At 71.5% G+C, this 26,118-nt stretch carries 17 protein-coding genes; 15 read left to right on the forward strand and 2 right to left on the reverse strand.

Annotated elements, in window-relative coordinates; translation table 11 throughout:
• Positions 1 to 98 precede the first annotated feature (98 nt).
• Positions 99 to 692, reverse strand: a complete 594-nt coding sequence (locus ACWD11_RS32670) for a TetR/AcrR family transcriptional regulator (protein ID WP_451287422.1) — start codon at positions 690 to 692, stop codon at positions 99 to 101.
• 117 nt (positions 693 to 809) lie between these two features.
• Between ACWD11_RS32670 and ACWD11_RS32675 the strand changes: the two genes are divergently transcribed.
• Both ACWD11_RS32675 and ACWD11_RS32680 read left to right on the forward strand, forming a co-directional pair.
• The gene (locus tag ACWD11_RS32675) at positions 810 to 1,418 is read left to right on the forward strand and encodes a flavodoxin family protein (protein WP_451287423.1); all 609 of its coding nucleotides are present in this window, start codon (positions 810 to 812) and stop codon (positions 1,416 to 1,418) included.
• Positions 1,419 to 1,477: 59 nt separating this feature from the next.
• Positions 1,478 to 2,593 carry an NAD(P)H-dependent flavin oxidoreductase gene (locus ACWD11_RS32680; RefSeq protein WP_451287425.1) on the forward strand — a complete coding sequence of 372 codons (1,116 nt, stop codon included), beginning with the start codon at positions 1,478 to 1,480 and terminating at the stop codon, positions 2,591 to 2,593.
• Between the two features lie 661 nt (positions 2,594 to 3,254).
• Here ACWD11_RS32680 and ACWD11_RS32685 read toward each other — a convergent pair.
• The gene (locus tag ACWD11_RS32685; protein ID WP_451287427.1) at positions 3,255 to 3,509 is read right to left on the reverse strand and encodes a hypothetical protein; all 255 of its coding nucleotides are present in this window, start codon (positions 3,507 to 3,509) and stop codon (positions 3,255 to 3,257) included.
• Positions 3,510 to 3,699: 190 nt separating this feature from the next.
• Between ACWD11_RS32685 and ACWD11_RS32690 the strand changes: the two genes are divergently transcribed.
• The 13 genes from ACWD11_RS32690 (at position 3,700) to ACWD11_RS32750 (ending at position 26,078) form a co-directional block, all read left to right on the forward strand.
• The gene (locus tag ACWD11_RS32690) at positions 3,700 to 4,062 is read left to right on the forward strand and encodes a hypothetical protein (protein WP_451287429.1); all 363 of its coding nucleotides are present in this window, start codon (positions 3,700 to 3,702) and stop codon (positions 4,060 to 4,062) included.
• A 299-nt stretch (positions 4,063 to 4,361) separates the two neighbouring features.
• Positions 4,362 to 4,805 (forward strand): helix-turn-helix domain-containing protein, encoded by a 444-nt coding sequence (locus tag ACWD11_RS32695; protein ID WP_389421535.1) that lies wholly within the window; start codon positions 4,362 to 4,364, stop codon positions 4,803 to 4,805.
• Positions 4,806 to 5,021: 216 nt separating this feature from the next.
• The gene (locus ACWD11_RS32700; protein ID WP_451287431.1) at positions 5,022 to 6,023 is read left to right on the forward strand and encodes an asparagine synthetase A; all 1,002 of its coding nucleotides are present in this window, start codon (positions 5,022 to 5,024) and stop codon (positions 6,021 to 6,023) included.
• 73 nt (positions 6,024 to 6,096) lie between these two features.
• A complete protein-coding gene (locus ACWD11_RS32705; protein ID WP_451287433.1) occupies positions 6,097 to 16,980 on the forward strand; it encodes an amino acid adenylation domain-containing protein in 10,884 nt (3,627 codons plus the stop codon).
• Positions 16,981 to 17,001: 21 nt separating this feature from the next.
• Complete coding sequence (gene gntD / locus ACWD11_RS32710; protein WP_389420951.1) at positions 17,002 to 18,021, forward strand: guanitoxin biosynthesis L-enduracididine beta-hydroxylase GntD; 1,020 nt, start codon at positions 17,002 to 17,004, stop codon at positions 18,019 to 18,021.
• A 60-nt stretch (positions 18,022 to 18,081) separates the two neighbouring features.
• Entirely contained in the window at positions 18,082 to 18,831 is a 750-nt protein-coding gene (locus tag ACWD11_RS32715) for an SDR family NAD(P)-dependent oxidoreductase (RefSeq protein ID WP_389420950.1), read from the forward strand.
• Positions 18,832 to 18,852: 21 nt separating this feature from the next.
• Positions 18,853 to 19,323 (forward strand): cobalamin B12-binding domain-containing protein, encoded by a 471-nt coding sequence (locus tag ACWD11_RS32720; RefSeq protein WP_389420949.1) that lies wholly within the window; start codon positions 18,853 to 18,855, stop codon positions 19,321 to 19,323.
• Entirely contained in the window at positions 19,323 to 20,627 is a 1,305-nt protein-coding gene (locus ACWD11_RS32725) for a methylaspartate mutase (RefSeq protein WP_451287436.1), read from the forward strand. The genes ACWD11_RS32720 and ACWD11_RS32725 overlap by 1 nt, the downstream gene beginning before the upstream one ends.
• A gap of 58 nt (positions 20,628 to 20,685) precedes the next feature.
• Positions 20,686 to 21,966 (forward strand): glutamate synthase-related protein, encoded by a 1,281-nt coding sequence (locus ACWD11_RS32730; RefSeq protein ID WP_451287438.1) that lies wholly within the window; start codon positions 20,686 to 20,688, stop codon positions 21,964 to 21,966.
• Between the two features lie 164 nt (positions 21,967 to 22,130).
• Entirely contained in the window at positions 22,131 to 22,349 is a 219-nt protein-coding gene (locus ACWD11_RS32735; RefSeq protein WP_171145510.1) for an MbtH family protein, read from the forward strand.
• A 2-nt stretch (positions 22,350 to 22,351) separates the two neighbouring features.
• Positions 22,352 to 23,137 (forward strand): thioesterase II family protein, encoded by a 786-nt coding sequence (locus ACWD11_RS32740; protein ID WP_451287440.1) that lies wholly within the window; start codon positions 22,352 to 22,354, stop codon positions 23,135 to 23,137.
• Positions 23,134 to 24,144: a TauD/TfdA family dioxygenase gene (locus ACWD11_RS32745; RefSeq protein WP_451287442.1), complete on the forward strand. Its 1,011-nt coding sequence runs from the start codon at positions 23,134 to 23,136 to the stop codon at positions 24,142 to 24,144. Before ACWD11_RS32740 ends, ACWD11_RS32745 begins: the two co-directional genes overlap by 4 nt.
• Positions 24,145 to 24,179: 35 nt before the next feature.
• Entirely contained in the window at positions 24,180 to 26,078 is a 1,899-nt protein-coding gene (locus ACWD11_RS32750) for an amino acid adenylation domain-containing protein (protein ID WP_451287444.1), read from the forward strand.
• Positions 26,079 to 26,118 lie beyond the last annotated feature (40 nt).

The following is a 26,118-nucleotide window of genomic DNA, read 5'->3' on the forward strand; positions in this document are numbered from 1 at the left end:
AGCCCCGATAACTCGCCGACATCCGCAGACACCCGCACCACCCCCGGGAAGCACTACGCAGCAGCGTACGCCCGCAGACTAAAACAACGGCATTGCCTTTAGTCGAGCAAGAGTCGCGAGGTCTGCTTCCACAGTCCGTTGAGGACGGACGGGTCGTTTGCGAGCTTCGCGAACATGACCATGCCTTCCAGTTGGGCGAGCAGGGCGCGGGCGGTGTCGCGGGTCGCGGCCGTTGCGGGGATCGCACCTTGCTGTGCCGCGTCCGTCAGCGTTGCGTGGACCAGGTCGATCTGCTCCTCGAAGATCTCCGACACCCGGGCCTGGACGAGTTCGTCCTGAGTGCTCAGTCCCAGTGCCAGGTTGCCGAACAAGCAGCCGTTGACCGCTCCGTCCTCTGTCTTCGCCGTGTGCTGGGCGGCGGCTTGGTCGAGGAAGAACCGTTCCAGTCGCTCCATTGCCGGACTGTCGTCGCGGAGGACGGACACCCAGCCTGGCCGTTGGGACGCCCAGTGGGTGTTGATCGTTTCGATCGTGAGGGCCTGCTTCGACTCGAAGAAGTGATAGAAACTCCCCTTCTTGACGTCCGCGCGGGCACAGATCTCGGCCACACCGATCGTGCCGTAACCACGGCTCAGCATGAGGCCGCGGGTCGCGTCCAGCAGTCGTTCTCTTGCCGTGCTCGTCCGTCCCATACCGATGAGTATACGGGTGGTCAACTATCCGGCTGGCTTTTAGTTGACCGGTCGTCTACTATTTTTGGCAGGGGCCGAAAGTCCCGTCGGTCCCTCCTGACCAGTAAGGACTCCAACATGCCGGAAAACGTCAAGATCGCGGTCGCGTTTCACAGCGGCTACGGCCACACCGCCCGCCAGGCTCGTGCGGTCGCTGCCGGTGCCGGGTCCGTGCCCGGAGCACGAGCCGAACTGTGCGACGTGGCCGCCGCTGACGATCAGCTCTGGGACACCCTCGCCACCGCCGATGCGATCATCTTCGGCACCCCCACTTACATGGGCAGCCAGTCTGCCGTCTTCCAGGCATTCGCCGAGGCCAGCGCCCCGGTCTGGATGGAGCAGCGCTGGTCGGGAAAGCTTGCCGCGGGCTTCACCAACTCCGCCGGGGTCAACGGCGACAAACTGAACGTCCTGGTCTCCCTGGCGCTTTTCGCCGCGCAGCACGGCATGAACTGGATCTCGCTGGGCCTGCCGCCCGGCGGTGAGTACTCCACCAGCGGAACACCCGACGACTTGAACCGTCTCGGCGGCTTCCTCGGTGCGATGGCCCAGTCGCCCTCGGACCTCGGTCCGAACGACGCACCGTCCGGGGCGGATCTGAGAACCGCAGAACACCTCGGGCGCCGGGTGGCCACCACCGCACTCGAGCAGGTGTCGGGTCGTACGGCGCTCACCCACGCGCTGTGAGTTCCCTCAACTCCCATGAACGCTCCCAGAGCCCTGTACGTCCTGGAAGGAATCCCGACATGATCAACGGAGAACGAGCCTGGGCCCGAGGCCGGCTCACCGAGCTACTGGGCCTCGACGTCCCCATCGTGCAGGGTCCGTTCGGCGGAGGCCTGTCCTCCATAGCCCTTGCCTCCGCCGTCTCGGACGGCGGCGGGCTCGGATCTTACGGAGGCCACATCCTCGCTCCGGACGGGATCGGGGAACTCGTAGGCCAGTTGCGGAAGGCCACCGCCCGGCCCTTCGCGGTCAATCTCTGGGTGCCGCACCCCGAGGAAGGCGCGGCACCGCCCGATCGGGATGAGATGGCCCGGTACACGCGGCTGCTGCGTCCCTGGTTCGAGGAACTCGGACTGCCGACAGCCCAGTTGGAGGACCCGCCGCAGGCACCGGACTTCACGGAGCAGATCGACGCACTGCTCGCGGCGGAACCGCCGGTGATCAGCTTCGTGATGGGCGTTCCCGAGGCGCGGGTGGTCGCCGAAGCCCGACGCAGGGGCATTCGGACGATCGGTACGGCGACCACCGTCGAGGAAGCCCTCGCGATCGAGGCGGCGGGCATGGACGCCGTCGTTGCCTCGGGCAGTGACGCCGGCGGTCACCGCGGCTCCTTCCTCCGCCCCGTCAACGAATCCCTCGTCGGGACCTTCTCCCTTGTTCCCCAGATCGCACAAGCAGTCTCTGTCCCCGTCGTGGCAGCCGGCGGCATCGCCGACGGCCGGGGCATCGCTGCCGCGCTGATGCTCGGAGCGGACGGAGTACAGGTCGGCACCGGTTTCCTGGCAACCGAGGAGTCCGGCGCGAGCACCGTCCATCGAACCGCGCTGCACGGCCCTGATGCGCGTACGACCGTGTTGACCAGGGCCTTCTCGGGACGGCTCGCCAGGGCCATCCCCAACCGATTCACGCGCGAGGCCCTGGCCCACGAGAGCGAACTCGCCCCCTACCCGCTCCAATACACTCTCACCCGCCCTCTGCGCACAGCGGCCGCGGAACGAGGGCTGACCGACTACGTCAACCTGTGGTCGGGACAAGCAGCAGCGCTCACCCGGCCGCGCCCCGCACGCGACTACCTCGACGCACTCATCACCGAAACGGACGCGGCCTGGGGCCGCCGGGCGCCCTTCGGGTCGTAGAAGCGAGGCGAGCTGACGATCAGGATGTGCGGTTCCCTCGGTCTGCGAGTTCGTCATGAGGGCTCCCTCTGCTGGGGACACATGGCCCGTGGTCGGAGCTCGGATTCGCAGACGCTTACGAATGCAGCAGGCCATGTTCCGGCCCTGCGGCGGGCTGCAGTGGGGGCGGCGGTTGACTGGCAGTCGACCGGATCCACGCTGCGGTGGAAGTCCCCGCGGGTGCTGGAATGGCTGAATTCTTCCCTGTCCTGCTGGAATTCCCGGCAGGATGAAAAACCGCTCGGTATTACGGTCCTGGAAGTTCCCCGTCCGGCAGTTCCGGCGCACCGGGCGGACCGAGCCTATTGGTGCCCACTTGGTCGGTGAGCCCATGGCTCAACAGCCGTAGCGTCTCCGCTCCTGGGGCGTCAGACCACGCTCGTTGCTGCTCCTCAGAACGGTGAGGGCGCCGCGCGCGGTCAACACCAGCGCCCAAGTCTCGCTGTCCTCTTGGCCCGTCGGCACGATGGCCGTGCGGTGGTCGAGGATCATCAGGAGGTCCGCATCCCCAGGGCCCCGCGTTCCAGCAGTTCGAGGTCCTGCGGATGTGCCGCGGCCGGCCGGCGAGAACTCCGCCGTCACATACGTGGCGGCGACGCGGCGTTGCGCGATGCGCTGCTGCTCACAGGCCAAACGTTCCTGCTGACGGGCGATGAGCGCCTGGACGCCCATCTCCGGATCGACGGTCCTGAACGAGTGAGGAGGCGTCGAACGACGTCCGGACCAGCGCCAGTTCGCTGAGCTTGTCCAGTGCCCTGCGCAGATCGGCGTCCGAAAGGCCGAGGTCTTCCCGCAGTTCATCCAGGCCCAGCTGCGGGCGGGCCAGCAGTGCGCGATAGACCGATTCACAGGTGTGATCAAAACCGAGCTCAGCCAAAACCATACTCTCCCCGGGCCGGTGGCTGTCCGAAGACGGGGGCCATCCAAGCACGCATTCCCGGGCGTCACCAGTTCCCGGGAAAATCGTGACGGCTTCAATGCCCCGGCGAGTGGCCCTTTCAGGCCCTGGCAGAAAGCGTTCAACTTTCCTGCTTGCTGGTCCTCGATGGCTTCCCGAGGATCGAGGCATGCATCTCATCCATGTGCGCCTGCACATGCCTTGTGACTTCCGGGTGCCGGAAGACCTGGCCGCACAGTTCATCGCGCAGGCGACCTCCGTGGAGGGCGTCGAGCATGTGAGCGTCCACCCGGGCGCCGGACAGGCGCTGACCGTGGGGCTCTACGTCGTGGCCGAGTCGCTCGTGATGGCGGAGCAGGCCGCGCTCGCGGTCTCGCGGCGCGCCGTCGCGCGGGTGCCCGCCCTGCGTCGGAGCAGGATCACCGGTTGCTCGGTGGCGATCGTCGGGGCGTACTTCGACGGCCTCCTGGAACGGTCGAGTGGGGATGGACGGACTATGCGGCTGCCGGATGAGGACACGGCCGAGAGCTGACATTCGCGCGGCGCCTGGCCGAGAGTGGTTGCACCGGCAGGCGCTGGACCCCGACCGGGGGGCACGCCACCGGACGCCGGGGGAGCGCACCCGCGGCTCCCGGCTCGAACCCACCGAAACAGCACCCGCACCTTCAGTCAGGAGACCGTTTGATGTCCGCTGTGCCCGACAGTGCTGCCGATTTCGCTGCCCGCCTCGTGCTCGTCACCGTCCCCACCGCCGACCCGACGGTCGGCAGGGACACCACCGGTCGGCAGTGACCGTTCGCACCCATCACACCGAGACGGGGGACAGGAACCGTGACCACGCTGACCCAGAACAGCCCCTTCGGATCCCTGCTTCAGTTCCACCGGATCCGGGAGGGCTACACCCAGCAGCAGCTGGCCGACTTCTCGGCACTGAGCGTCCGCGCCATCCGCGACCTCGAACACGGGCGTGTGGACCGGCCGAGGCAGGACACCGTACGCCTCCTGGCGGACGCCTTGCGGCTGGATGAGGAGAGCCGCGACGCCTTCGCCCAAGCCGCCCGCGGCGTCCCTCCGGACCGCGTCGGCGCCCCCGAGTGGGCCGCCGTTTCCTCGCGCACCGGATACGAGTACGCGACCATCCTTCTCGCCTCCCTGGCTCCCGACGCCGGTGACGGCACCTGGGAGAGCGCCCTCAACGACATGGCCAAGCAGGCCTGGCGGCTCCTGGCCGTCGATCAGGGCGTGGCGTTCCTGGAACGTCGGCTCGTCGGTTAGGGACCGGCCGCCCCTTCGCCGTGCTTCGTCGCCGCGCCCTTTGCCGCACGCACCCGTTCAGGGGCCGCCGCACGAAGTTCCGCGAATCTGCCGTACTCAACTGCCGATTGACCGAAAGACCGCCTACTAATCTCCTGCTGAAATCAGCCGGAGCCGCTGTCGGCCGGACCCGATCGGCCCGGTTGGCACGCCCTCTTCAGAGAATCGAGACCTCACATGTCAGTGGTCCTGAAGGAAACGCCGTCACTTCATCGGAAACGCCCGCCGCAATCCCCGCAGGAACATCTCTCCGACCCGGTCACCCGTGATGTCCTGCGTATTCAGCACCGCATTCTGATGGCGATACGCAGACACCTCGACGAGGCCGGTTTCGTGGAACTGCGCGCGCCGATCATCGGTCCCGTCACCGACCCCGGAGTGCGCGGCGCCAAGCAGGTCGACATCGACTACTACGGCCGCCGCTACAAGCTGATGACGAGCGCGATCCTCTACAAGCAGGCCTCGCTGCACGCCTTCGACAAGATCTTCTGCATCGCGCCCAACGTCCGTCTGGAGCCCCCGGAGACCGCCGACACCGGCCGCCATCTGGCCGAGTTCCACCAGATCGACGTCGAGGCCGCCGGCCACTCCCGCGAGGAGATCATGCGGGTCGCCCAGGGCATCGTGGTCACCGCGGTCCGCGAGGCCGCCGCCACCATGGGGGAGGAGCTGACGCGGCTCGGCCGGGACATCAGCCGGTTCCAGGACGTGCTGGCCGGCCCCTTCGACGTGATGTCGCACGCCGACGCCGTCGCCCGGGTGGGCGGCGACCCGCATGCCGAGATCGCCTGGGCCGACGAGGCGCGGATCTCGCGAGAGACCGCCCGCCCCTTCTTCGTCACCGACTACCCGAAGGGCTCGCGCGGTTTCTACGACCGTGAGAGCCGCGAAAACCCGGGTGTGCTGCGCAACTTCGATCTGCTGCTACCCGAGGGATACGGCGAGATAGCCAGCGGCAGCGAACGCGAACACGAATACCAGCGGATCGTGACCCGTATGCGGGAGACCGGGGAGAACCCCGCCAAGTACGGCTGGTATCTGGACATGGCCCGCGCCGGAATCCCCGCCAGCTCCGGATTCGGTATCGGCCTGGAACGGCTCACCCGCTATATCGCGGGGGTCGACTCCGTGTGGCAGGCCAGCGCCTACCCGAAACTCCCCGGCGTCTACTCGGCCTGAGCCCCGGCCCGCCGGCCCCCGCATTTCCCGTTCGTGAGATCCATCAACCCCAGACAAGGTGGAGTGGAAAGCCATGCCGACCCATCGTGACGCGGACATGCCCTACGACGGTATCCCGTCGACCGGAGCCGAGGCCCGGCAGGGCAGCGGAGCGGTGGGCGACGACAACGGCCGTACCGGCCCGGACCGCTTCGGCCATGTCGTGGCCGCGTTCACCGCACAGGTCCGGCGGGCCCCCGACGCCGTGGCCCTGCGCGGTGACGGCACGCTCCTCACCTACGGCGAACTCGACCGCGCGGCCAACCGGTTGGCGCACCGGCTGGCCGGGCTCGGGGTGGGCGACCGCCCCGAGAGCGCCGTGGCCGTACTGATGGAACGTTCCGCCGACCTGGTGGTGGCCCTGCTCGCGGTTCTCAAAGCGGGCGCCGCCTATGTGCCGCTGCACCCCTCCTACCCCGCCGCCCGCATGCGCGCGGTCATCGAGCAGACCGGCGCCGCCGTGCTGCTCAGCGACCGCGCCACCCACCCGGGCGACCTCTTCGACGACCTGGTGACCACGCTCGCCGTGGACGACGACAGCGCCCTCGCCGGCTGCCCCGACACCGACCCCGGCACGGTCATCGACCCGCTCGGGCTGGCCTACGTCATGTTCACCTCCGGCTCCACGGGCGCGCCCAAGGGCGTCGCCGTGACCCACCGGGACATCCTCGCCCTCGCCGCCGATCACTGCTGGGACGGCGAGGCACAGCGCCGTGTCCTCGTCCACTCCTCGCACGCCTTCGACGCGGCCACCTACGAACTGTGGGTGCCGCTCCTCGCCGGCCACCAGGCCGTGCTCGCCCCGCCCGGCCAGCTCGACCCGCGCACCCTGCGCCGCGTCACCGAACAGCACGGCGTCACCAGCCTGTTCCTGACCACCGCCCTGTTCAACCTCGTCGCCGAGGAGGACCCCGAGGTCTTCGACCTGGTGCGGCAGGTATGGAGCGGCGGCGAGGCATGCTCGCCCGAGGCGATCCAGCGCGTCCTCGACCGCTGCCCGCACACCGAGTTCGTCCATGTCTACGGCCCCACCGAGACCACCACATTCGCCACCTTCCTCGCGCTGCGCCCGCCCCACCGCGTGGGAGCGACCGTCCCCGTCGGACGCGTCATGGACGGCATGGCCGCCCACGTCCTGGACGACTCCCTGCGCCAGGTGCCCGAAGGGGCGACGGGTGAGCTGTACCTCGCGGGCGCCGGCGTGGCCCGCGGCTACATAGCCCGGCCCGGACTGACGGCGGAACGGTTCGTCGCCTGCCCGGACCGCCCCGGCGAGCGCATGTACCGCACGGGCGACCTGGTACGCCTGCTCCCCGACGGCGTGATCGAGTTCGTGAACCGGGCCGACGCCCAGGTGAAGATCCGCGGCTTCCGTATCGAACTCGGTGAGATAGAGGCCGTTCTGGGCCGCCTCCCGGGCGTCGGCCGGCGCATCGTCGTCGTCCGCGAGGACCGGCCGGGCGACAAGCGCCTGGTCGCCTACGTCGTCCCGGGCGAGTCCGGCACCCCCGACCCCGACGACCTCGCCGAGCGGGCCGCCGAGGAACTGCCCCCGTACATGGTGCCCACCGCGTTCGTGGTGCTGGACTCGCTCCCGCTCAACTCCAACGGCAAGGTCGACCGCAAGGCCCTGCCCGCCCCCGCCGCCCGAACGGATGGCATACGGCCGCCCCGCACACCCGACGAGGAAGTCCTCTGCCAGCTCTTCGCCCAGATCCTGGGCCTCGAACGAGTCGGCGTCGACCAGAGCTTCTTCCGCCTCGGCGGCCACTCACTGCTCGGCTCCCGGCTGATCAGCCGCATCCGCAGCGCCCTCGGGGCCGAGATCACCTTCCCCACGCTGTTCGCCGCGCCCACCGTCGCCGAACTCGCCGCCGTCCTGCGCGACAGCGGCGAGCGCCGGCCCCAGCTCACGGTCGCCGAACAGCGCCCCGACCCGGTCCCGCTGTCCTTCGCCCAGCTGCGCCTGTGGTTCCTGCGGGAGTGGGAGGACGGCGGTTCGACGTACAACATCCCGCTCGCCGTCCGACTGCGCGGCCCCCTCGACCTCACCGCCCTCGAAGCCGCCCTCAACGACGTGGCCCTGCGCCACGAAGCCCTGCGCACCCTGTTCCCGGCTGTCGACGGCGAACCGCGTCAGCACATCCTCACCACGCCCGGCCTCACCCTGCGCGCCACCCCCGCGACCGAGGACCGGCTGCCCGCCCTGCTCACCGACGCCGCCGGTCACGTCTTCGACCTCGCGACCGAACTTCCGCTGCGCGCGGACCTGTTCGAGCTCGGTGAGCAGGAGCACGTGCTGGTGCTGGTACTGCATCACATCGCCGGTGACGGCTGGTCCATGGCGCCCCTGGCCCGTGACCTGAGCACCGCCTACTCGGCACGCGTGACCGGCGGAGCCCCGGACTGGAGCCCGCTGCCGATCCAGTACGCCGACTACACGCTGTGGCAGCGGGACCTGCTCGGCGACGAGCGCGACGGGGACAGTCTCGCCGCCCGCCAACTCGCCTACTGGCAAGCGGCGTTGGCCGACCTCCCGGAGGAGCTGGAGTTGCCGGTGGACCGGGCGCGTCCGCCGGTGGCGTCGCATCGGGGTGCGATGGTGCGGGTGCGTTCGGGTGCGGAGCTGCATGCGGGTCTGGTGGGGTTGGCGCGGGAGAGCGGGACGACGCTGTTCATGGTGTTGCAGGCGGCGGTGGCTGCGCTGCTGAGCAGGCTGGGTGCGGGGACGGACATTCCGCTGGGGACGGCGGTCGCCGGGCGCACGGATGACAGTCTGGATGACCTGGTCGGCTTCTTCGTCAATACGCTGGTGCTGCGGACGGATGTGTCGGGTGATCCGACGTTCCGTGAGCTGCTGGGTCGGGTGCGGGCCGCTGATCTGGAGGCGTATGCGCATCAGGATCTGCCGTTCGAGCGGGTCGTCGAGGCGGTCAACCCGGCCCGCTCCACCGCCCGTCACCCCCTCTTCCAGACCATGCTCGTCCTCCAGAACAACATCGACGGGGTCTACCGGTTCGCCGGCGCCCAGGCTGCCACGCAACCCCTGGAGCACCCGGCGGCGAAGTTCGACCTGACCTTCTTCGTGGAGGAGATCGCCGGGGACGACGGTCGCCCGGCCGGGCTGAGCTGGGACGTGGAGTACGCGACCGACCTGTACGACGAGAGCACGGTCGCGGCCATGGTCGACCGACTCGCCCGGCTCATGGAGGCCGTCGTCGCTGACGCCGACATGCCCCTCACTTCAGTACCGCTGCTCGGCGTGGAGGAGGAGCGTGCTCTGGAGCAGTGGAGTGGTAGTGCCGGGTCCGGTGTGGTGGATGAGCGGTCGGTGCCTGGGGTGTTTGAGGCGCGGGTGCGGGATGTGCCGGATGTGGTGGCGTTGGTTCAGGGTGGGGTGGAGCTGACGTATGGGGAGGTGAATGCTCGGGCGAATCGGCTGGCTCGTCATCTCGTCGATGTGGGTGTGGCGGCGGGTGATGTGGTCGGGGTTCATCTTGAGCGTGGGCCTGAGTTGATTGTGTCGTTGCTGGGTGTGCTGAAGGCGGGGGCGGCTTACACGCTGCTGGATCCGGCCTTCCCGGCGGAGCGTTTGGCCACTGTCGTCACCGACGCCGGCGTTCACGTTCTCGTGACCCGCGATGATCTCGCTCGCCCGCTGCCCGAGTCCGGGCTGAGCCGTGTCCTGCTCGACCGGGACGCCGCACTGATAGCGGCACGGGACGACTCCGATCCGGCTGTGGTGTGTGGTGGGTGGGATGCGGCGTGTGTGATGTTCACGTCGGGTTCGACGGGGCGGCCAAAGGGTGTGGTGGCTCCGCATCGGGCGTTGGTGTCGACGTTTGTGGGTCCGGATTATCTGGAGTTCCGGGCGGATGATGTGTATTTGCAGTCGTCGCCGGTGTCGTGGGATGCGTTTGCGTTGGAGGTGTTCTCGGCGCTGTTCCATGGGGGGCGGACGGTGTTGCCGGTGGGGTCTCGGACGGATCTGGATGAGATCGCGGGGCTGGTGGCCGGGTGTGGTGTGACGGTGTTGCAGTTGTCGGCGAGTTTGTTCAACGTGCTGGTGGATGACTATCCGGGGTTGTTCGCGGGGTTGCGGACGGTGATGACGGCGGGGGAGGCCGCGTCGGTGTCGCATGTGGCGCGGGTGTGTGAGCGTCATCCGGGGCTTCGGGTGCTGAATGGTTATGGGCCGGTGGAGTCGATGGGGTTCACCACCAGTCATGTGGTGGCTGGGGTGGTGGAGGGTGCGGCTTCGGTGCCGATCGGGGTGCCGTTGGCCGGCAAGCGGGTGTTTGTTCTGGATGGGGGTTTGCGGCCGGTGCCGGTGGGGGTGCCGGGGGAGTTGTATGTGGCGGGTTCGGGTCTGGCGCATGGGTATGTGGGGCGTGCGGGTCTGACGGGGGAGCGGTTTGTCGCGTGTCCGTTCGGTGGGGCGGGTGAGCGTATGTACCGGACGGGGGATCTGGGGCGGTGGCGTTCGGATGGTGCGCTGGAGTTTTTGCGCCGTGCGGATGATCAGGTGAAGGTGCGGGGGTTCCGGATCGAGCCGCGGGAGATCGAGGCGGTTCTGACGCGGCATGAGCGGATCGTGCAGTGTGCGGTGGTGGTGCGTGAGGACCGGCCGGGTGACAAACGCCTTGTCGCCTACGTCGTTCCCGCTGAGGGCAGCCGTCTCGACACGGAGGAAGTACGCCGGTTCATCGGCGGGTCACTACCTGAGTACATGGTTCCGGCCTCCTGTGTCGTACTCGATGCGCTGCCGTTGACCACGAACGGCAAGCTCGACCGCAAGGCCCTGCCCGAGCCCCTGGTCGGTGGTGACGCCGAAGGCCGCGCCCCCCGCACCCCGGAAGAAGAAGTCCTCTGCGGACTCTTCGCCGAGATCCTGGGCATCTCCCGCGTAGGCGCCGACGAGAACTTCTTCACCATCGGCGGCCACTCGCTCACGGCCACCCGCCTGATCAGCCGCATCCGCAGCACCCTCGGCGCCGAACTGGGCATCGGTGACCTCTTCGCCGCCCCCACCCCTGCCGCGCTCACGGCCCGCCTCGGCCATGGCACCTCCCGGCCCAGGCCGGCCGTGGTAGCGGTGCGGCCCGAGCTGCTGCCGTTGTCGTACGCCCAGCAGCGGTTGTGGTTCCTGCGGGAGTGGGAGGAGGGCGGTTCGACGTACAACATTCCGCTGGCGGTGCGGTTGCGCGGGCCGGTCGACACCGGTGCGCTCCAGGCGGCGCTGGACGATGTGGCGCTGCGGCACGAGTCGTTGCGCACGCTCTTCCCGGCGGTGGCAGGGCAGCCGTACCAGCACATCACCGCCGACGCCCGCGTCCCGCTGTCCACGCGGGCCGTGACCGAGGCGGAACTGCCCTCACGCCTGGCCGAGGAGGCGGCGCACGACTTCGACCTGGAGGGTGAACTCCCCCTGCGCGCGGCTCTGTTCGAGATCGGCGAGCAGGAGCACGTACTGGTGCTGGTCTTGCACCACATTGCCGGTGACGGCTGGTCGATGGCGCCCCTGGCCCGTGACCTGAGCACCGCCTACTCGGCACGCGTAACTGGCGGCGCCCCGGACTGGGGCCCGCTGCCGATCCAGTACGCCGACTACACGCTGTGGCAGCGGGACCTGCTCGGCGACGAGCGCGACGTGGACAGTCTCGCGGCCCGCCACCTCGCCTACTGGCAGGAGGCCTTGGCCGACCTGCCCGAAGAGCTCACCCTGCCCGCCGACCGGCCCCGGCCCGCCACACCCAGCCACCGGGCCGAGGCGATCGACCTCTTCGTGCCCGCCGAACTCCAGGCCCGTATCGGCGGCCTGGCCCGCGAGACCGGGACGACGCTGTTCATGGTGTTGCAGGCGGCGGTGGCTGCGCTGCTAAGCAGGTTGGGTGCGGGGACGGACATTCCGCTGGGGACGGCTGTCGCCGGGCGCACCGACGACAGTCTGGACGACCTGGTTGGCTTCTTCGTCAACACGCTGGTGCTGCGTACGGATGTGTCGGGTGATCCGACCTTCCGGGAACTGCTGACCCGGGTGCGGGCCGCCGACTTGGAGGCGTATGCGCACCAGGATCTGCCGTTCGAGCGGGTCGTCGAGGCGGTCAACCCCGTCCGCTCCACCGCCCGCCACCCCCTCTTCCAGACCATGCTCGTCCTCCAGAACACCGACGACGGCGCGTACGGCTTCGCCGGACTCCGCACCTCCGCCGAGCCCTTGAACCACCGTGCCGCCAAGTTCGACCTGAGCATCGGCGTGGAGGAGACCTTCGACGAGGCCGGCCGGCAGGCGGGCATCAGGGCCGAGTTCGAGTACGCCACCGACCTGTTCGACCGCGCCACCGTGGACGACCTGGCCCGGCGCTTCCTCCGGCTCCTGGAGGCGGTGACCGCCGAGCCGGATACGCCCGTCGGTCAGGCGGAACTGCTCACGGCCGACGAGCTGCACCGCGTTCTCGACGAGTGGAGCGCCACCGTCCCGGCCGAGATGTGGCGCGAACTGGCGGGCGTGTCCGCACCCGACCGGGCCGCGGCCTACCTCCTCGACGACCACCTGAGGCCGGTGCCGGCCGGAGTCAGTGGCGACCTCTACCTCACCGTGCCCGGCCCCGCCGCCCCCGCGGGCGACAGGTTCGTCGCCGACCCGCACGGCGGATCCGGCACCGTGATGTACCGCACCGGCAGGCAGGCCCGCTGGCGCCCCGACGGCCGGCTGGACATCCGGCTGCCCGAGCGGCCGGACCCCGTAGACCAGGACGAGCCCGCCCCCGCCCGCCGTCCGCGCACCCCCGAAGAGGAAGTCCTGTGCGCCCTCTTCGCCGAGACCCTGGGAGCGGCGCACGTCGGTGTCGACGACAACTTCTTCGCCCTCGGCGGCTACTCGCTCCTGGCCACCGGGCTGATCAGCCGCATCCGCACCGTGCTGGGCGTCGAGGTGGGCATCAGGGCCCTGTTCGGCAACCCGACGGTCGCACAGCTCGCCGCGCATCTGCGCGCCGAGGACACCACCCGGCCCAGGCCGGCCGTGATGGCGGTGCGGCCCGAGCTGCTGCCGTTGTCGTACGCCCAGCAGCGGTTGTGGTTCCTGCGGGAATGGGAGGAGGGCGGTTCGACGTACAACATTCCGCTGGCGGTGCGGTTGCGCGGGCCGGTGGACAAGGGTGCGCTTCAGGCGGCGCTGGACGATGTGGCGCTGCGGCACGAGTCGTTGCGCACGCTCTTCGCGGCCGTGGAGGGGCAGCCATACCAGCACATCACAGCTGACGCCCGCGTCCCCCTGTCCGCCTCCCTCTGCCCTCCGGTGGAGCTGGCCGGGCACGTCCGGCGCGCCGCCCGGCACGCCTTCGACCTGGCGACCGAACTGCCCCTGCGTGCCACGCTGTTCACGCTCGGCGCCGACGACCACGTACTCATGCTGGTTCTGCACCACATCGCCGGTGACGGCTGGTCCATGGCCCCGCTCACCCGCGACCTGAGCACCGCCTACGAGGCGCGCCTGGCCGGGCGGGCCCCGGACTGGGCCCCGCTGCCGATCCAGTACGCCGACTACGCGCTGTGGCAGCGGGACCTGCTCGGTGACGAGGACGACCCCGAGAGCCTTTCCGCTGTCCAACTCGCCTATTGGCGACAGGCGTTGGCCGGGCTGCCCGAGGAGCTCGCCCTGCCGACCGACCGGCCCCGGCCGCCCGTGCCCAGCCATGACGCCGGAGCCATCACGGCCGGCGTTCCCGCCGAACTGCACGCGGATCTGGTGCGGTTGGCGCGGGAGAGCGGGGCGACGCTGTTCATGGTGTTGCAGGCCGCGGTGGCGGCGCTGTTGAGCAGGCTGGGCGCGGGCACCGATGTCCCGCTCGGCACGGCGGTCGCCGGGCGCACCGACGACAGCCTTGACGACCTGGTGGGGTTCTTCGTCAACACGCTGGTGTTGCGTACGGATGTGTCGGGTGATCCGACGTTCCGTGAGCTGCTGGGTCGGGTGCGGGCCGCCGATCTGGAGGCGTATGCGCATCAGGATCTGCCGTTCGAGCGGGTCGTCGAGGCGGTCAACCCCACCCGCTCCACCGCCCGCCACCCCCTCTTCCAGACGATGCTGCTCCTGAAGAACGGATCGGGCGGCGGACTGGACCTGGCCGGTACCACAGCCTCGGAACACCCTGTCGACGTTCATGTCGCCGAGTTCGACCTGCTGTTCGGCGTCGAGGAGGCCCACACGGCCGACGGCGACCCGGCGGGGCTGCGCTGGACGGTCGAGTACGCCACCGAACTCTTCGACCACGGCACGATGCGGACCCTGACGGACCGGCTGGTGAGGCTGCTCGCCGCGTTCGCCGGGGACCCGGACGCCCCTGTCGGCCAGGCCGACGTGCTGTCCGCCGCGGAACGGGACCTCGTCCTGGGCGCCTGGAGCGGTGAGGACCCTGCCGCACCGCCGGCCGAACGCCCCGTGCACCGGTACTTCGAGGAGCAGGCCGCCGCCCGGCCCGACGCCGCGGCGCTCGTCCTGAACGAGCGGACGCTGACGTTCGGCGAGCTCAACACGCTCGCCAACACGCTCGCGCACGAACTGATCCGGCGCGGCGCGGGACCCGAGGACCGGGTCGCCGTCCTGCTCGACCGGTCCGTCGAGTCGGTCGTGGCCCTGCTCGCCGTGCTCAAGGCGGGAGCCGTGTACCTGCCCCTGGACACCGGGCATCCGGCCGAACGCATCGCCCACGTCCTGAAGGACGCCGACGTCCGACTGGTCATCACCACGGCCGAACTGGCAGGCACGCTCGCCCCTGACACGGTGCCCGTGCTGCACGTCGACCGGTGCGCGCCGGACGGCCCCGGGCACGACCCGGACGTCCCCGCGCTGCATCCGGCGCACCCCGCCTACATGCTGTACACCTCCGGATCCACCGGGCGCCCCAAGGGTGTGGTCGTGGAGCACCGGGCCCTGGTCAACCTGCTGCACAGCCACGAGTCGACCCTGTTCACCGCGCATGTACGGGCCACCGGCCGGCCCGCCGCCCGGGTGGCCGTCACCGCGCCGCTCACCTTCGACGCCTCCTGGATGGGACTGCTCGCCCTGTTCGCCGGGCACGAGCTGCACCTCCTCGACGACGCCACCCGGCGCGACCCGGCGGCCATGGTCGGCTACGTCGGACGGCACGGCGTCGACTTCCTCGACACCACACCGACGTACGGCCTGGAGATGCTGGAGCACGGGCTGCTCGGCACCCCCGAACTCACCCCCCGCACCCTGACCTTCGGCGGCGAGGCCATCCCCGAGCCGCTGTGGCGCAGGCTGCTCGCCGAACCGGACGTGACCGCCCACAACTTCTACGGCCCCACCGAGTGCACCGTCGAAACGCTGACCACACCCCTGCGCGGCACCTCGACGCCCATCGTGGGACGGCCCCTGGAGGGCGCCCGGGTGTACGTCCTCGACGAGGCGCTGCGGCCCGTGCCGCCCGGTGTCACCGGAGAGCTGTACATCGCCGGGCGCGGTCTCGCCCGCGGCTACGCCGGGCGGCCCGGAGCGACCGCGGAGCGGTTCGTCGCCAGCCCGTTCGCGGACGGGGCGCGCATGTACCGGTCGGGCGACCTGGCGCGCTGGCGGGCCGACGGCAGCCTGGAGTTCTGCGGGCGAGCCGACGACCAGGTGAAGGTGCGCGGCTTCCGGATCGAGCCCGGCGAGATCGAGGCCGCGCTCGGGCGTCACCCGGACATCGCCCACGGTGCCGTCGTGCTCCGCGAGGACCGGCCGGGCGACCGGCGGCTCGTGGCCTACGCCGTGCCCGTGCCCGGCCGCACGCCCGACCCCTCCGGGCTGCGCGCGTTCCTCGCCGGCACGCTTCCCGAGTACATGGTGCCCGCCGCTTTCGTCGTCCTCGACGCGCTGCCCGTCACCGGCAACGGCAAGCTCGACCGGCGTGCCCTGCCCGCGCCCGAGTACGGCGGACTCGGACGGGCGCCCGGAAACGAGGTGGAGCGGTCCCTGGCCGCCCTGTTCGAGGACGTCCTCGATGTGCGCGGCACCGGCGTGGACGACAGCTTCTTCGACCTCGGCGGGCACTCCTTCCTGGCCGCCCGGGTGGTCGCCCGCATCCGCGCCCTGCTGCCCGACGTCCTGGGGGACCTGACCCTGCCCGGGTTCTTCCGCACCCCCACGGTTGCCGCCCTCGCCGCCCGCGCCGACGGCCGGGACACCGCCGGATCCGACCTGCTGCTGCCGCTGAGCACGTCCGGCACCGGGGCGCCGCTGTTCTGCGTCCACCCCGTCACGGGGCTCGCCTGGTGCTACGCGGGACTGGCCGCCGCCCTGGACGACCGGCCCGTGTACGGCCTGCAGACGCGTCGGCCCGGCGCCGACGAACGGGCCCTGCCCGCCCGCTGGGAGACCCTGGTCGACGACTACCTGGGCCGCCTCCGCGAGGTACAGCCGCAGGGGCCGTACCACCTGCTCGGCTGGTCCCTAGGCGGGAACATCGCGCACGCCCTGGCCTGCCGGCTGCGCGCCGAGGGCGAGGAGGTGGCACTGCTCGCCCTGATGGACTCCTACCCGCTGCGCGGGCCGGCCCTCGACACCCGGTTCGACCCCGACGACATCGCCGCGTTCCTCCGCCGGGAGGGCACCGCCGACGCCGGTCTCGACGCCGGGTTCGACGAGCCGTTCGTGGCGTCGCTGGCGGCCGCCGCCGCGCACACCGTCGCCCTGGCCGAGGCGGCAGAGCCGGGAGTCTTCGACGGCGATCTGCTCCACTTCACGGCCACCGAGGACCGTGACCCCGCCGCCCCCGTGGCGGACGACTGGCAGCCGCACGTCGCCGGCCGGATCCACGGCCACGCCGTCGCCTGTGCCCACCTGGACATGACGCGGCCGCAGCCCCTTGCCGAGATCGCCGCCCTCCTGGTCCACACCCTGCACCGGGACTGACACCGAGGAAAGAGCCGATCCATGATCGAAGAGACCGTCCTGCAGTACGAGTTGTCCGACGCCGAGGTGTCCCGGATACGGGAGGAGGTGGCCGGACTCGCCGCCTCCCTGCCCGACCCGGCCGACCCGGCCCGCTACGCCGACAACCGCTTCGCCGACGCCGGACTGCCGCCGCGCCTGAAGGGCTTCCTGGAGAGCTTCCGGCGCACCGAGTCCGCCGCCGGTCTGCTGATCCACGGCTTCCCCGTCGACGACAGCGCCGTCGGACCGACCCCCGGCCACTGGGACCAGGCCACGGATCCGGCGGCCACCCTGGAACAGGAGCTGTTCCTGGCCATGTGCGCGACCGCGCTCGGCGACCCCTTCACCTGGTCCACCCTGCAACTCGGCCGCATGATCCAGAACATCCTGCCGATCCGCGGCGACGAGGAGCGCCAGAGCGGCCACGGCAGCGCCACCCTGCTGGAGTTCCACACCGAGGACGGCTTCCACCCCGGCCGCTGCGACTATCTGCTGCTGTTCGGGATCCGCAACCACGACCAGGTGCCGACCATCCTGGCCTCCGTCCGGGACGTCAAGCTCAGCCGCGAGGATCTGGCCCTGCTGATGCGTCCGCTGTTCCACATCCTCCCCGACGACGAGCACATCCGGCAGTTGCAGCTGCGGCACCCCGACCACCCGGCGCTCACCCGCATGGAGCAGATGCTGCACTCCCCGGAGGCCGTGCCCGTCCTGTTCGGCGACCCCGACCGGCCCTATCTCCGTATCGACCTGCCCTTCATGCGCTGTGCGTCGGACGAGCCGGCGGCCGAACGGGCCGTGTACACCCTGATGGCCGAGCTGGAGCGGGTGCAGCACACGGTCGTCGTGGAGCAGGGCAGCCTGCTGATCGTCGACAACTACCTGGCGGTGCACGGCCGCAAGTCCTACCCGGTGCGCTACGACGGCAGCGACCGCTGGCTGAAGCGGATGATCGTCAGCCGCGATCTGCGCAAGGCGGCCCCGGTGAGCCGGATGACGCGCCACCGGGTGCTGTTCTGACCCCGGCCGCCCGCTGCCCCTTTCTCTTTCCGACCCGCACGTGCCACCTAGGAGTCAGACATGCGCACCGTCGTCATCACCGGCGCGTCCAGCGGCATCGGCCGCGCCACCGCCCTGCGCTTCACCGAGGCGGGCGACCATGTGGTCAACCTGGACATCAAGGCACCCGAACCGGACGGTCGCCCGGCCGGACGGTGGATACGGGCCGACACCGCCGACTGGAACGCCGTAGGGGAGGCCCTCGCTGACGTCCACCGCGACACCGGACGCCTCGACGTGGTCATCGCCAACGCCGGGATCAGCGTCCGGCACGGCGTCCTCGACATCCAGGAGAAGGACGCCCGCCGCATCACCGACGTCAACCTCCTCGGCGTCCTGGGCGTCTGGCAGGCCGCCGCCCGCCTCATGATCGACCAGGGCCACGGCGTCCTGCTGGCCACGGCATCCGTCAACGGCCGCCGGGGATACCCCTATTACGCCGACTACAACGCCACCAAGGCCGGCATCGTCGCCCTGACCCAGACCTTCGCGCTGGAGCTCAGCCCGCTGGTGCGCACCGCCTGTGTCAGCCCCGGCGGTGTGCTCACGCCCATGCAACTCGCCGAGTACACCGAGGAGATGCTCGCCGACACCAACGCGCGCATCCCCGCCGGACGGCACGCCGACCCCGCCGAGATCGCCGCGGCCTTCTGCTATCTGGCCTCGGCCGAGGCCGGCTTCCTCACCGGGCAGGAGCTCGTGATCGACGGCGGGGAGACCGCCGGTGCCACGACGTCCGCGTACGGCACCGCCGTACGGGCCGGGCACTGACCGGACGGGGGAGCAGTCCGCATGCAGACCACCACCCGCGGCGCCGCGGGCCCTGCCCGGGGCGCCCCGGCCACCGGGCTCGACATCGTGGTGACCGGCACCTCGTCCGACGCGCACACCTGGAACCTGATCTACCTCGAACTCCTCCTCACCGAGTGGGGACACCGGGTGACCAACCTCGGGGCCTGTGCCCCCGACACACTCGTCGCCACCGAGGCGCTGGCCCACCGCCCCGACCTCGTCGTGGTCAGCAGCGTCAACGGCCACGGTGCCGCCGACGGACTGCGGCTGATCGCGCGGTTCCGCGCCGAACCGCGGCTCGCCGCGCTCCCGGTGGTGATCGGCGGCAAGCTCGGCACCGCAGAGGCAACCACCCGGGCCTGGCTGCCCCGGCTGCGGACCGCCGGGTTCGCGGAGGTGTTCGAGGAGAGCGCCGGGGCCGCGCCCTTTCGCCGCTACCTCGACACGCTCACGGCCGGGGTGTGCCGCTGATGGACGCCCCGACCACCACCGGGTTCGGCGCGTTCGTCCGTAACGCGCGCGAACTCGTCGTCCAGCCCCGCATGGGCTTCGGCTCACCGGAGCGGATGCGCCGGGGCCTGCTCGCCACCCGCGACGCGGACGCCACCGCGGTCGGCACGCTCACCCTCGACAGCTACACCAGGGTCGGCGACCTCGACGCCGCCCGGCGTGCCGTCACCGAGGGCACCGACCTCAACGGCTACCCGCTGCTCACCCACGGCCCGGCCGCCACCCGCCGCATGCTCGACGGGATCGACGGCCCCGGGTTCCCCGTCCAGGTGCGGCACGGGTCCGCCGCCCCGCAGAGCATCGTGCGCGGCCTGCTCGCGGCCGGACTGCACGCCACCGAGGGCGGCCCCGTCTCCTACTGCCTGCCCTACAGCCGCACCCCGCTGGCCGAGGCCGTGGACAACTGGACCCGGGCCTGCGAACAGCTCGCCGAGGCCCGCCGGCCGGGTGTCGAACCGCATCTGGAGTCCTTCGGCGGCTGCATGATGGGCCAGCTGTGTCCGCCCGGACTGCTCGTCGCGCTGTCCCTGCTGGAAGGGATGTTCTTCGTCCGGCACGGGCTGCGCAGCATCTCCCTGAGCTACGCGCAGCAGACCGACCCGCACCAGGACGAAGAGGCGGTACGGGCGTTGCGCGCGCTCGCCGCCGACCTGCTGCCCGGCGTGGACTGGCACATCGTCGTCTACACCTACATGGGCGTCTATCCGCGCACCCCGGCCGGCGCCCGGGCGCTCCAGGACCGGGCGGTACGGCTCGCGGTGCGGGCCGGTGCGCAGCGGCTCATCGTGAAGACCACGGTCGAGGCGCGCCGTATCCCCACCGTCGCCGAGAACGTCGCGGCCCTGGAGACCTCGGCGCACACCGCCCGCACCGTCCGCCCGGGCGGCCCGTCCGCGCCGGACGGCGGCGACCGGGACAGCCAGGTGTACGCCGAGGCCCGCGCCCTGGTGGAGGCGGTGCTGGGTCTCGGCCCCGACATCGGCCGCGGACTGCTCACGGCGTTCGGCCGGGGCTGGCTCGACGTGCCGTACTGCCTGCACCCCGACAACGCCGGGCGCAGCGCCGGATTCATCGACGAGCGGGGCCGGCTGGGCTGGAGCTCCGTCGGCTCCATGCCGATCGGGCAGGTCGTCAAGGCCCGCCCGGCCGCCGCCCTCACCTCGAGCGGCCTCCTCGACGCGCTGCACTTCGTCGAGACCCGCCTCGACCTCGGCGAACTCACCACGACCGGCCCGCACCGCGAGCCCGCGCGGGCCCGCTCATGAGACCGGCCCACGAGCCGACGCACCACAGCAGCCCACCTATGCGAGGGAGCGACACGTCATGAGAGCACTGCACGCCTCCGGCTTTCCGGAGGACGAGATACGGGCCAGGGCCCGGCAGGGCGCGGCCCGCGTCTTCCCGCCCGCGTCCGCCTACGGCAGCGAACTGTTCGGCGCCGTCGGGCGCGGCGGCGACGACGTCCTGGACCGGACCCGGCTGGTGCCGCCGGCCTTCATGCCGCGGCGGCTGGAGAAACTGATCGAGCTGGCCCGCGAACCCCTGTACCGGGACGTGGACACGGCCACCGACATCGGCGGCTTCCCAGCCCAACTGCCTCTGTACATCTCCGCGTTCGGCTCCACCCAGGTCGCCAGCCGCGACCTGGGCGTGGCCGCCGCCCGGCAGGCGGCCCGGCTCGGCATCCCCATCGTCGTCGGCGAGAACATCGGCCCCGTCAACGGCACGGGACGGCTCGGCGAACGCGAGGGCCGCACCCTGCTCGGCCGTATCGCCGCCTACCAGGACGCCCTGGAGGGCGCCGGCGGTGTGGCCGTACAGCAGTCGACCGAGGACGCCGACGCCGAGATCTGGAACCTCGTCTACAGCGACCCCTCCGTGCGGCCGCTGCTGGACGCCGGGCGGCTCGCCTTCGAGCTGAAGGTGGGGCAGGGCGCCAAACCGGGGCTCGGCGGCATGACCGTCGTCGACGCGGCCGACGCCGAGCGGCTGGAGGAGCAGTACGCCGTCGAGCCCGTGCTCGGTGACGGCACCTCCCGAGTGCTGCGCAGCGGCAGCCCCGGCACCTTCACCGAGGAGATCCTCGCCCACCAGGTCCGCCTGATGCGCAACAACTTCCCCCGGGCCAGGATCTGGGTGAAGCTGCCTCCCGCCCGCGACGTGGGGGCCGCGGCCGCCACCGCCTGGGCGGCCGGCGCCGACTCGGTCACCGTCGACGGCGCCGAGGGCGGCTCCGGCTGGGCCCCGCTCGCCTTCCTCGACGACGTGGGCCTGCCCCTCGCGGAGTGCCTGCGCCGGGTGCGGCCGGGACCCGAGGAGTGCCTGCTCGTCAGCGGCCGGATGTGGGAAGGCGCCCGCGCCGCCAAGGCACTGGCCGCCGGGGCGCGCGCCGTGGGTCTGGGCCGAGCCGCGCTGCTCGCCGTGGACGAGGACCCCGAAGCGGGACTCGACCGCCTGGTGGCGGCCCTCGCCCTCGAACTGCAGCTGATCGTCAGCGCGTTGGGCAAGTACCACCCCCGCGACCTGGACCCCGACGACCTTTGGCACCCGGACAGTTCGTACATGGCACCCCAGCCTGTGCCTGCGGCAGCGCGAGTACCCTGACCGGCCACGCGACTCGGACGCGTCGTCCTGATCAACTCCTCGGCCGGAAGCGAAACTTCCCGCTACCTGCCTGGTCAACTGCCTCTTGGGCGGCCGGGACGTTCCTACGATCGACGCAGTCCGCACCGACCAGCCGTCCGACCCACGACAGACGGGACAGCCCGATGCCGAACCCCTTCGAGAACGAGAACGGACAGTACCTGGTCCTCGCCAACGACGAGGAGCAGCACTCGCTGTGGCCCGCCCAGATCGCCGTACCGGCCGGCTGGCGCACCGTCCACGGCGTCGACAGCCGCGCCGCGTGCCTGGAGTACATCGAGACCCACTGGACCGACATCCGCCCGGCGAGCCTGCGCCGGGCCATGGACCGGATGGCCGGCTGACGATGACCGGCCATCTGCTCCAGGACACCACGGTGGTCCGGCCCGTACCCCGGCCGGACGCCACCCGCTCCCTCGTCTGCCTCGGCTTCTGCGGCGGCGGCACCGGCTCCTACCGGGCCTGGCTGCCGTCGCTGGGCGAGGCCACCGACCTGGCCCTCGTCTGCTACCCGGGCCGCGAGGGCCGCTTCGCCGAGGAGTTCGCCCCGGACTGGGACACCCTCGCCGAGGACACCGCCGACGCCGTGGCCCGCGCCGCGGCCGCCGCGCCGGACCGCCCCTACCGCCTGTTCGGCCACAGCATGGGCGGCTGGATGGCCTTCGACGTCACCGTACGGCTCGCCGAGCGCGGCGCCCCGCTGCCCGAGCGCCTGATCGTCTCCTCGTGCAACGCGCCCGACCGCGGCGTCACCGAACGCGACCGCTTCCCGCGTCTGGAGGACGCCGAAGGGCGCCTCCTTGAGTGGATGCGGACCATCGGGCTGCTGCCCGACTACGCGCTCGACGACCCCGACCTGCGGGAGATGGCGATCGAGCTGATGCGCGCCGACATCACCGTCCGCGACTCCTACCGGCCCCGGCCCGGCGTCACCACCTCCGTGCCCGTGCATGTGCTGTACGGCGAGGACGACGAGGTCATCGAACCGGCCGTCGCCGAGCAGTGGGCACGCTGCGCCACCGGCGGACTCCGCGTGGACGCCCTGCCCGGCGGCCACTTCTACACCCCGCCGGTGTGGGCGGCCCTGCCCGACCACTTCGCCGACGCCGACCTGCAGGAGGGCCTGCGATGACACCCCGCTGGCTGGAGGAACCCGGTGCGCCGGTCACCGCCGTCGTCGACGGCCTGCCGGACGCGGCCGCCGCCGCGGACTGGATCGACACCTACCGGGACGAGCTGCGCAGCGTGCTCACCCGGCACGGCGCGCTGTATCTGCGCGGCCTTCCGGTGCGCACCGCCGCCGACTTCGCGCTCGTGCGGGACGCCCTGTTCGCCGCGCGTGCCAAGTACCAGGAGAAGGCCACCCCGCGCAGCGACTTCGGCGACGACGTGTTCTCCTCCACCGACCTGCCGCCCGCGCAGGCCATCCGGATGCACAACGAGAACAGCTACACGCTGACCTTCCCCGGCCTGCTGCTGTTCGGCTGTCTGACGGCCCCCGCGGAGGGCGGCGCGACCCCGGTCGCCGACGTCCGCCGCGTCCTCGACCAGCTGCCCGCCGACCTCGTCGACCGCTTCCGTCGGCACGGCTGGTCGCTGGCGCGCAACTACGCCGAGCACATCTCGCTGGACTGGCGGACCGCCTTCGCCACCGACTCCCGCGCCGACGTGGAGCGTTACTGCGCCGCCAACGCCATCGACGTGACCTGGGGCGACGACGACACCCTGCGCACCCGGCAGGTGCGCTCGGCGACCGTCCGCCACCCGCACACGGGCGAGGAGGTCTGGTTCAACCACGTCGCGTTCTGGAGCGAATGGGCGCTCGACCCCGACATCAGGGACGTGCTGGTCGGCGAGTTCGGCCGCGACGGGCTGCCGTTCAACACGGCGCTCGGCGACGGCTCCCCGCTGAGCCCCGAGGACGTGGCCGCGCTCGACGCGGCCTACGCACGCGCCACCGTACGGCGTGCCTGGCAGCCCGGCGATCTGCTCCTGGTCGACAACATCCTCACCGCGCACGGCCGTGACCCCTTCCGCGGCGACCGCAAGATCGTCGTCGCGATGGGCGAACCGGTGGCCCTCGCCGACTGCGCACCTTCCCTGCCCGTCAGCGCACCCGCTCTGGCCGGCCGCGCCTAAAGCGTGTCGCGAAAGCCCCCGAGAGGAGCCCACCCATGTCCGCAACACCGCCCGGCGGGTCGTCACCGGCCCGCGGCACGGCCACGGCGGCCGCACCACGGACGTCGGCGTCCGTCGCCGTCGGCACCCGCCCGGGGCCCGCGTCCACCCCTGCCGCAACGCCCACGTCCACCCCCGCCACGCCCGCGTCCGCCCCCGTCCGGGACCTTCTGCACCGCTTCCGGGAGGCCGTCGCGCGGCACCCGTGGCGGGACGCCGTGGTGGCGGCCGACGGCACCACCGTCGGCTTCAGCACCCTCGACGGTCGGGTACGACGGCTGTCGGCCGCCCTCGTCGGAGCCGGCGTCCGGCCCGGACAGCACGTCGGGGTCGCCCTGGGCCGGGAGCCCGACCTGGTCGTGGCCCTGCTCGCCGTCTGGCGGGCCGGCGCCGCGTACGTCCCCCTCGATCCGGCCCACCCGCAGGCACGCCTGGACGACATGGTCGAGGACGCCGGCATCCAGGTCGTCGTGTCCGCCGACCCGGCCCGCACCTGGCCGGAGGGGGTGCGGACCGTCGCTGCCGATGCGAGCGCCCTGTTCACCGTCCCCGAGGTCCCGGTACCCGCCGACGCCCCCGCCTACGTCATCTACACCTCCGGCTCGACCGGCCGGCCCAAGGGCGTCGCCGTCACCCGTGGCGCGGCCGCCCGACTGGTCGCCACCCTGGAGGAGAGCGGCTGCTACACCGGCCGCCCCGCCCGCGTGGCCTGGAACGCCAGCGTGTCCTTCGACGCCTCCGTGCAGCAGTGGGCCCGCGTCTGCCGCGGCGACACCCTAGTGCTGCTCTCCGAGGACCAGCGCGCCGACCCGGCCGCATTCGCCGCGCATCTCCTCCACGAGGGCGTCACCGACCTCGACGTGACCCCTTCCCACTGGTCCGTCCTGCGCGACCGGGTCGTCGAGACGGCCGGGCAACTCCCGGACGGCATACGGCTGTTCGTCGGGGGCGAGGCGATCGCCGCGCCCATGTGGCAGGACCTGGCCGACCTCGGTACCCGGGGGATCGTGCACGCGCTCAACCTGTACGGGCCGACCGAGTGCACCGTCGACTCCACCGTCGGCCGCGTGGACGGCGCCGAGCCGCACATCGGCCCGCCGCTGCCCGGCGTCGGCGCCCACGTCCTCGACGACACCCTGCGCCCCGCCACCGAGGGCGAGCTGTACCTGACCGGCCCCGCCCTCGCCCTCGGCTATCTGCGCCGCACCGCCCTGACGGCCGAGCGGTTCACCGCCTCGCCGTTCGGCCCGCCCGGCAGCCGGATGTACCGCACCGGCGACCGGGTCCGCCGCCGCCCGGACGGCAGCCTCGCCTGTCTCGGCCGGGTCGACCACCAGGTCAAGGTGAACGGACTGCGCATCGAACTCGGCGAGATCGAGGCCGTCCTGACGGACCATCCGTTGGTCACCGCCGCGGTCGCCGTCGTACGGGAGGACGCCCGGCTGGGCCGCGCCCTGGCCGCCTACTGGGTCCCCGCGCCCGGCGCGGACACCGACCCGGAGCCGCTGCGCCGCCACCTGGGCTCCCGGCTGCCCGCCCATATGGCGCAGCTGTCACTGACCGCCCTGGACAGCCTCCCGCTGGGCGTGGGCGGCAAGGTCGACCGCACGGCCCTGCCCGAACCGGCCGAGCAGCACCGGCCGGACGGTGCCGACGCCGTGCCCGCGGGTGAGCTGGAGACCCTCATCGCCGGTGCCTGGCAGGACGTCCTCGGCCGCGAACGGGTGCTGGCCAGCGACGACTTCTTCGCCCTCGGCGGGCACTCGCTGCTCGCGCTGCGCGTGATCGCCGACCTGAAGAAGCGGCGCGGGGTGGTCATCCCCACCCGCATGGTCTACCGGCATCCGCGGCTGCGTGATCTCGCCCGCGCGATAGCGGACCGCAGCGACCACTGACCGCCGCCGCCCATTGAGCCCCTTCCGGAAAGGCCCCGCC

Source organism: Streptomyces sp. NPDC002776, from assembly GCF_053592195.1.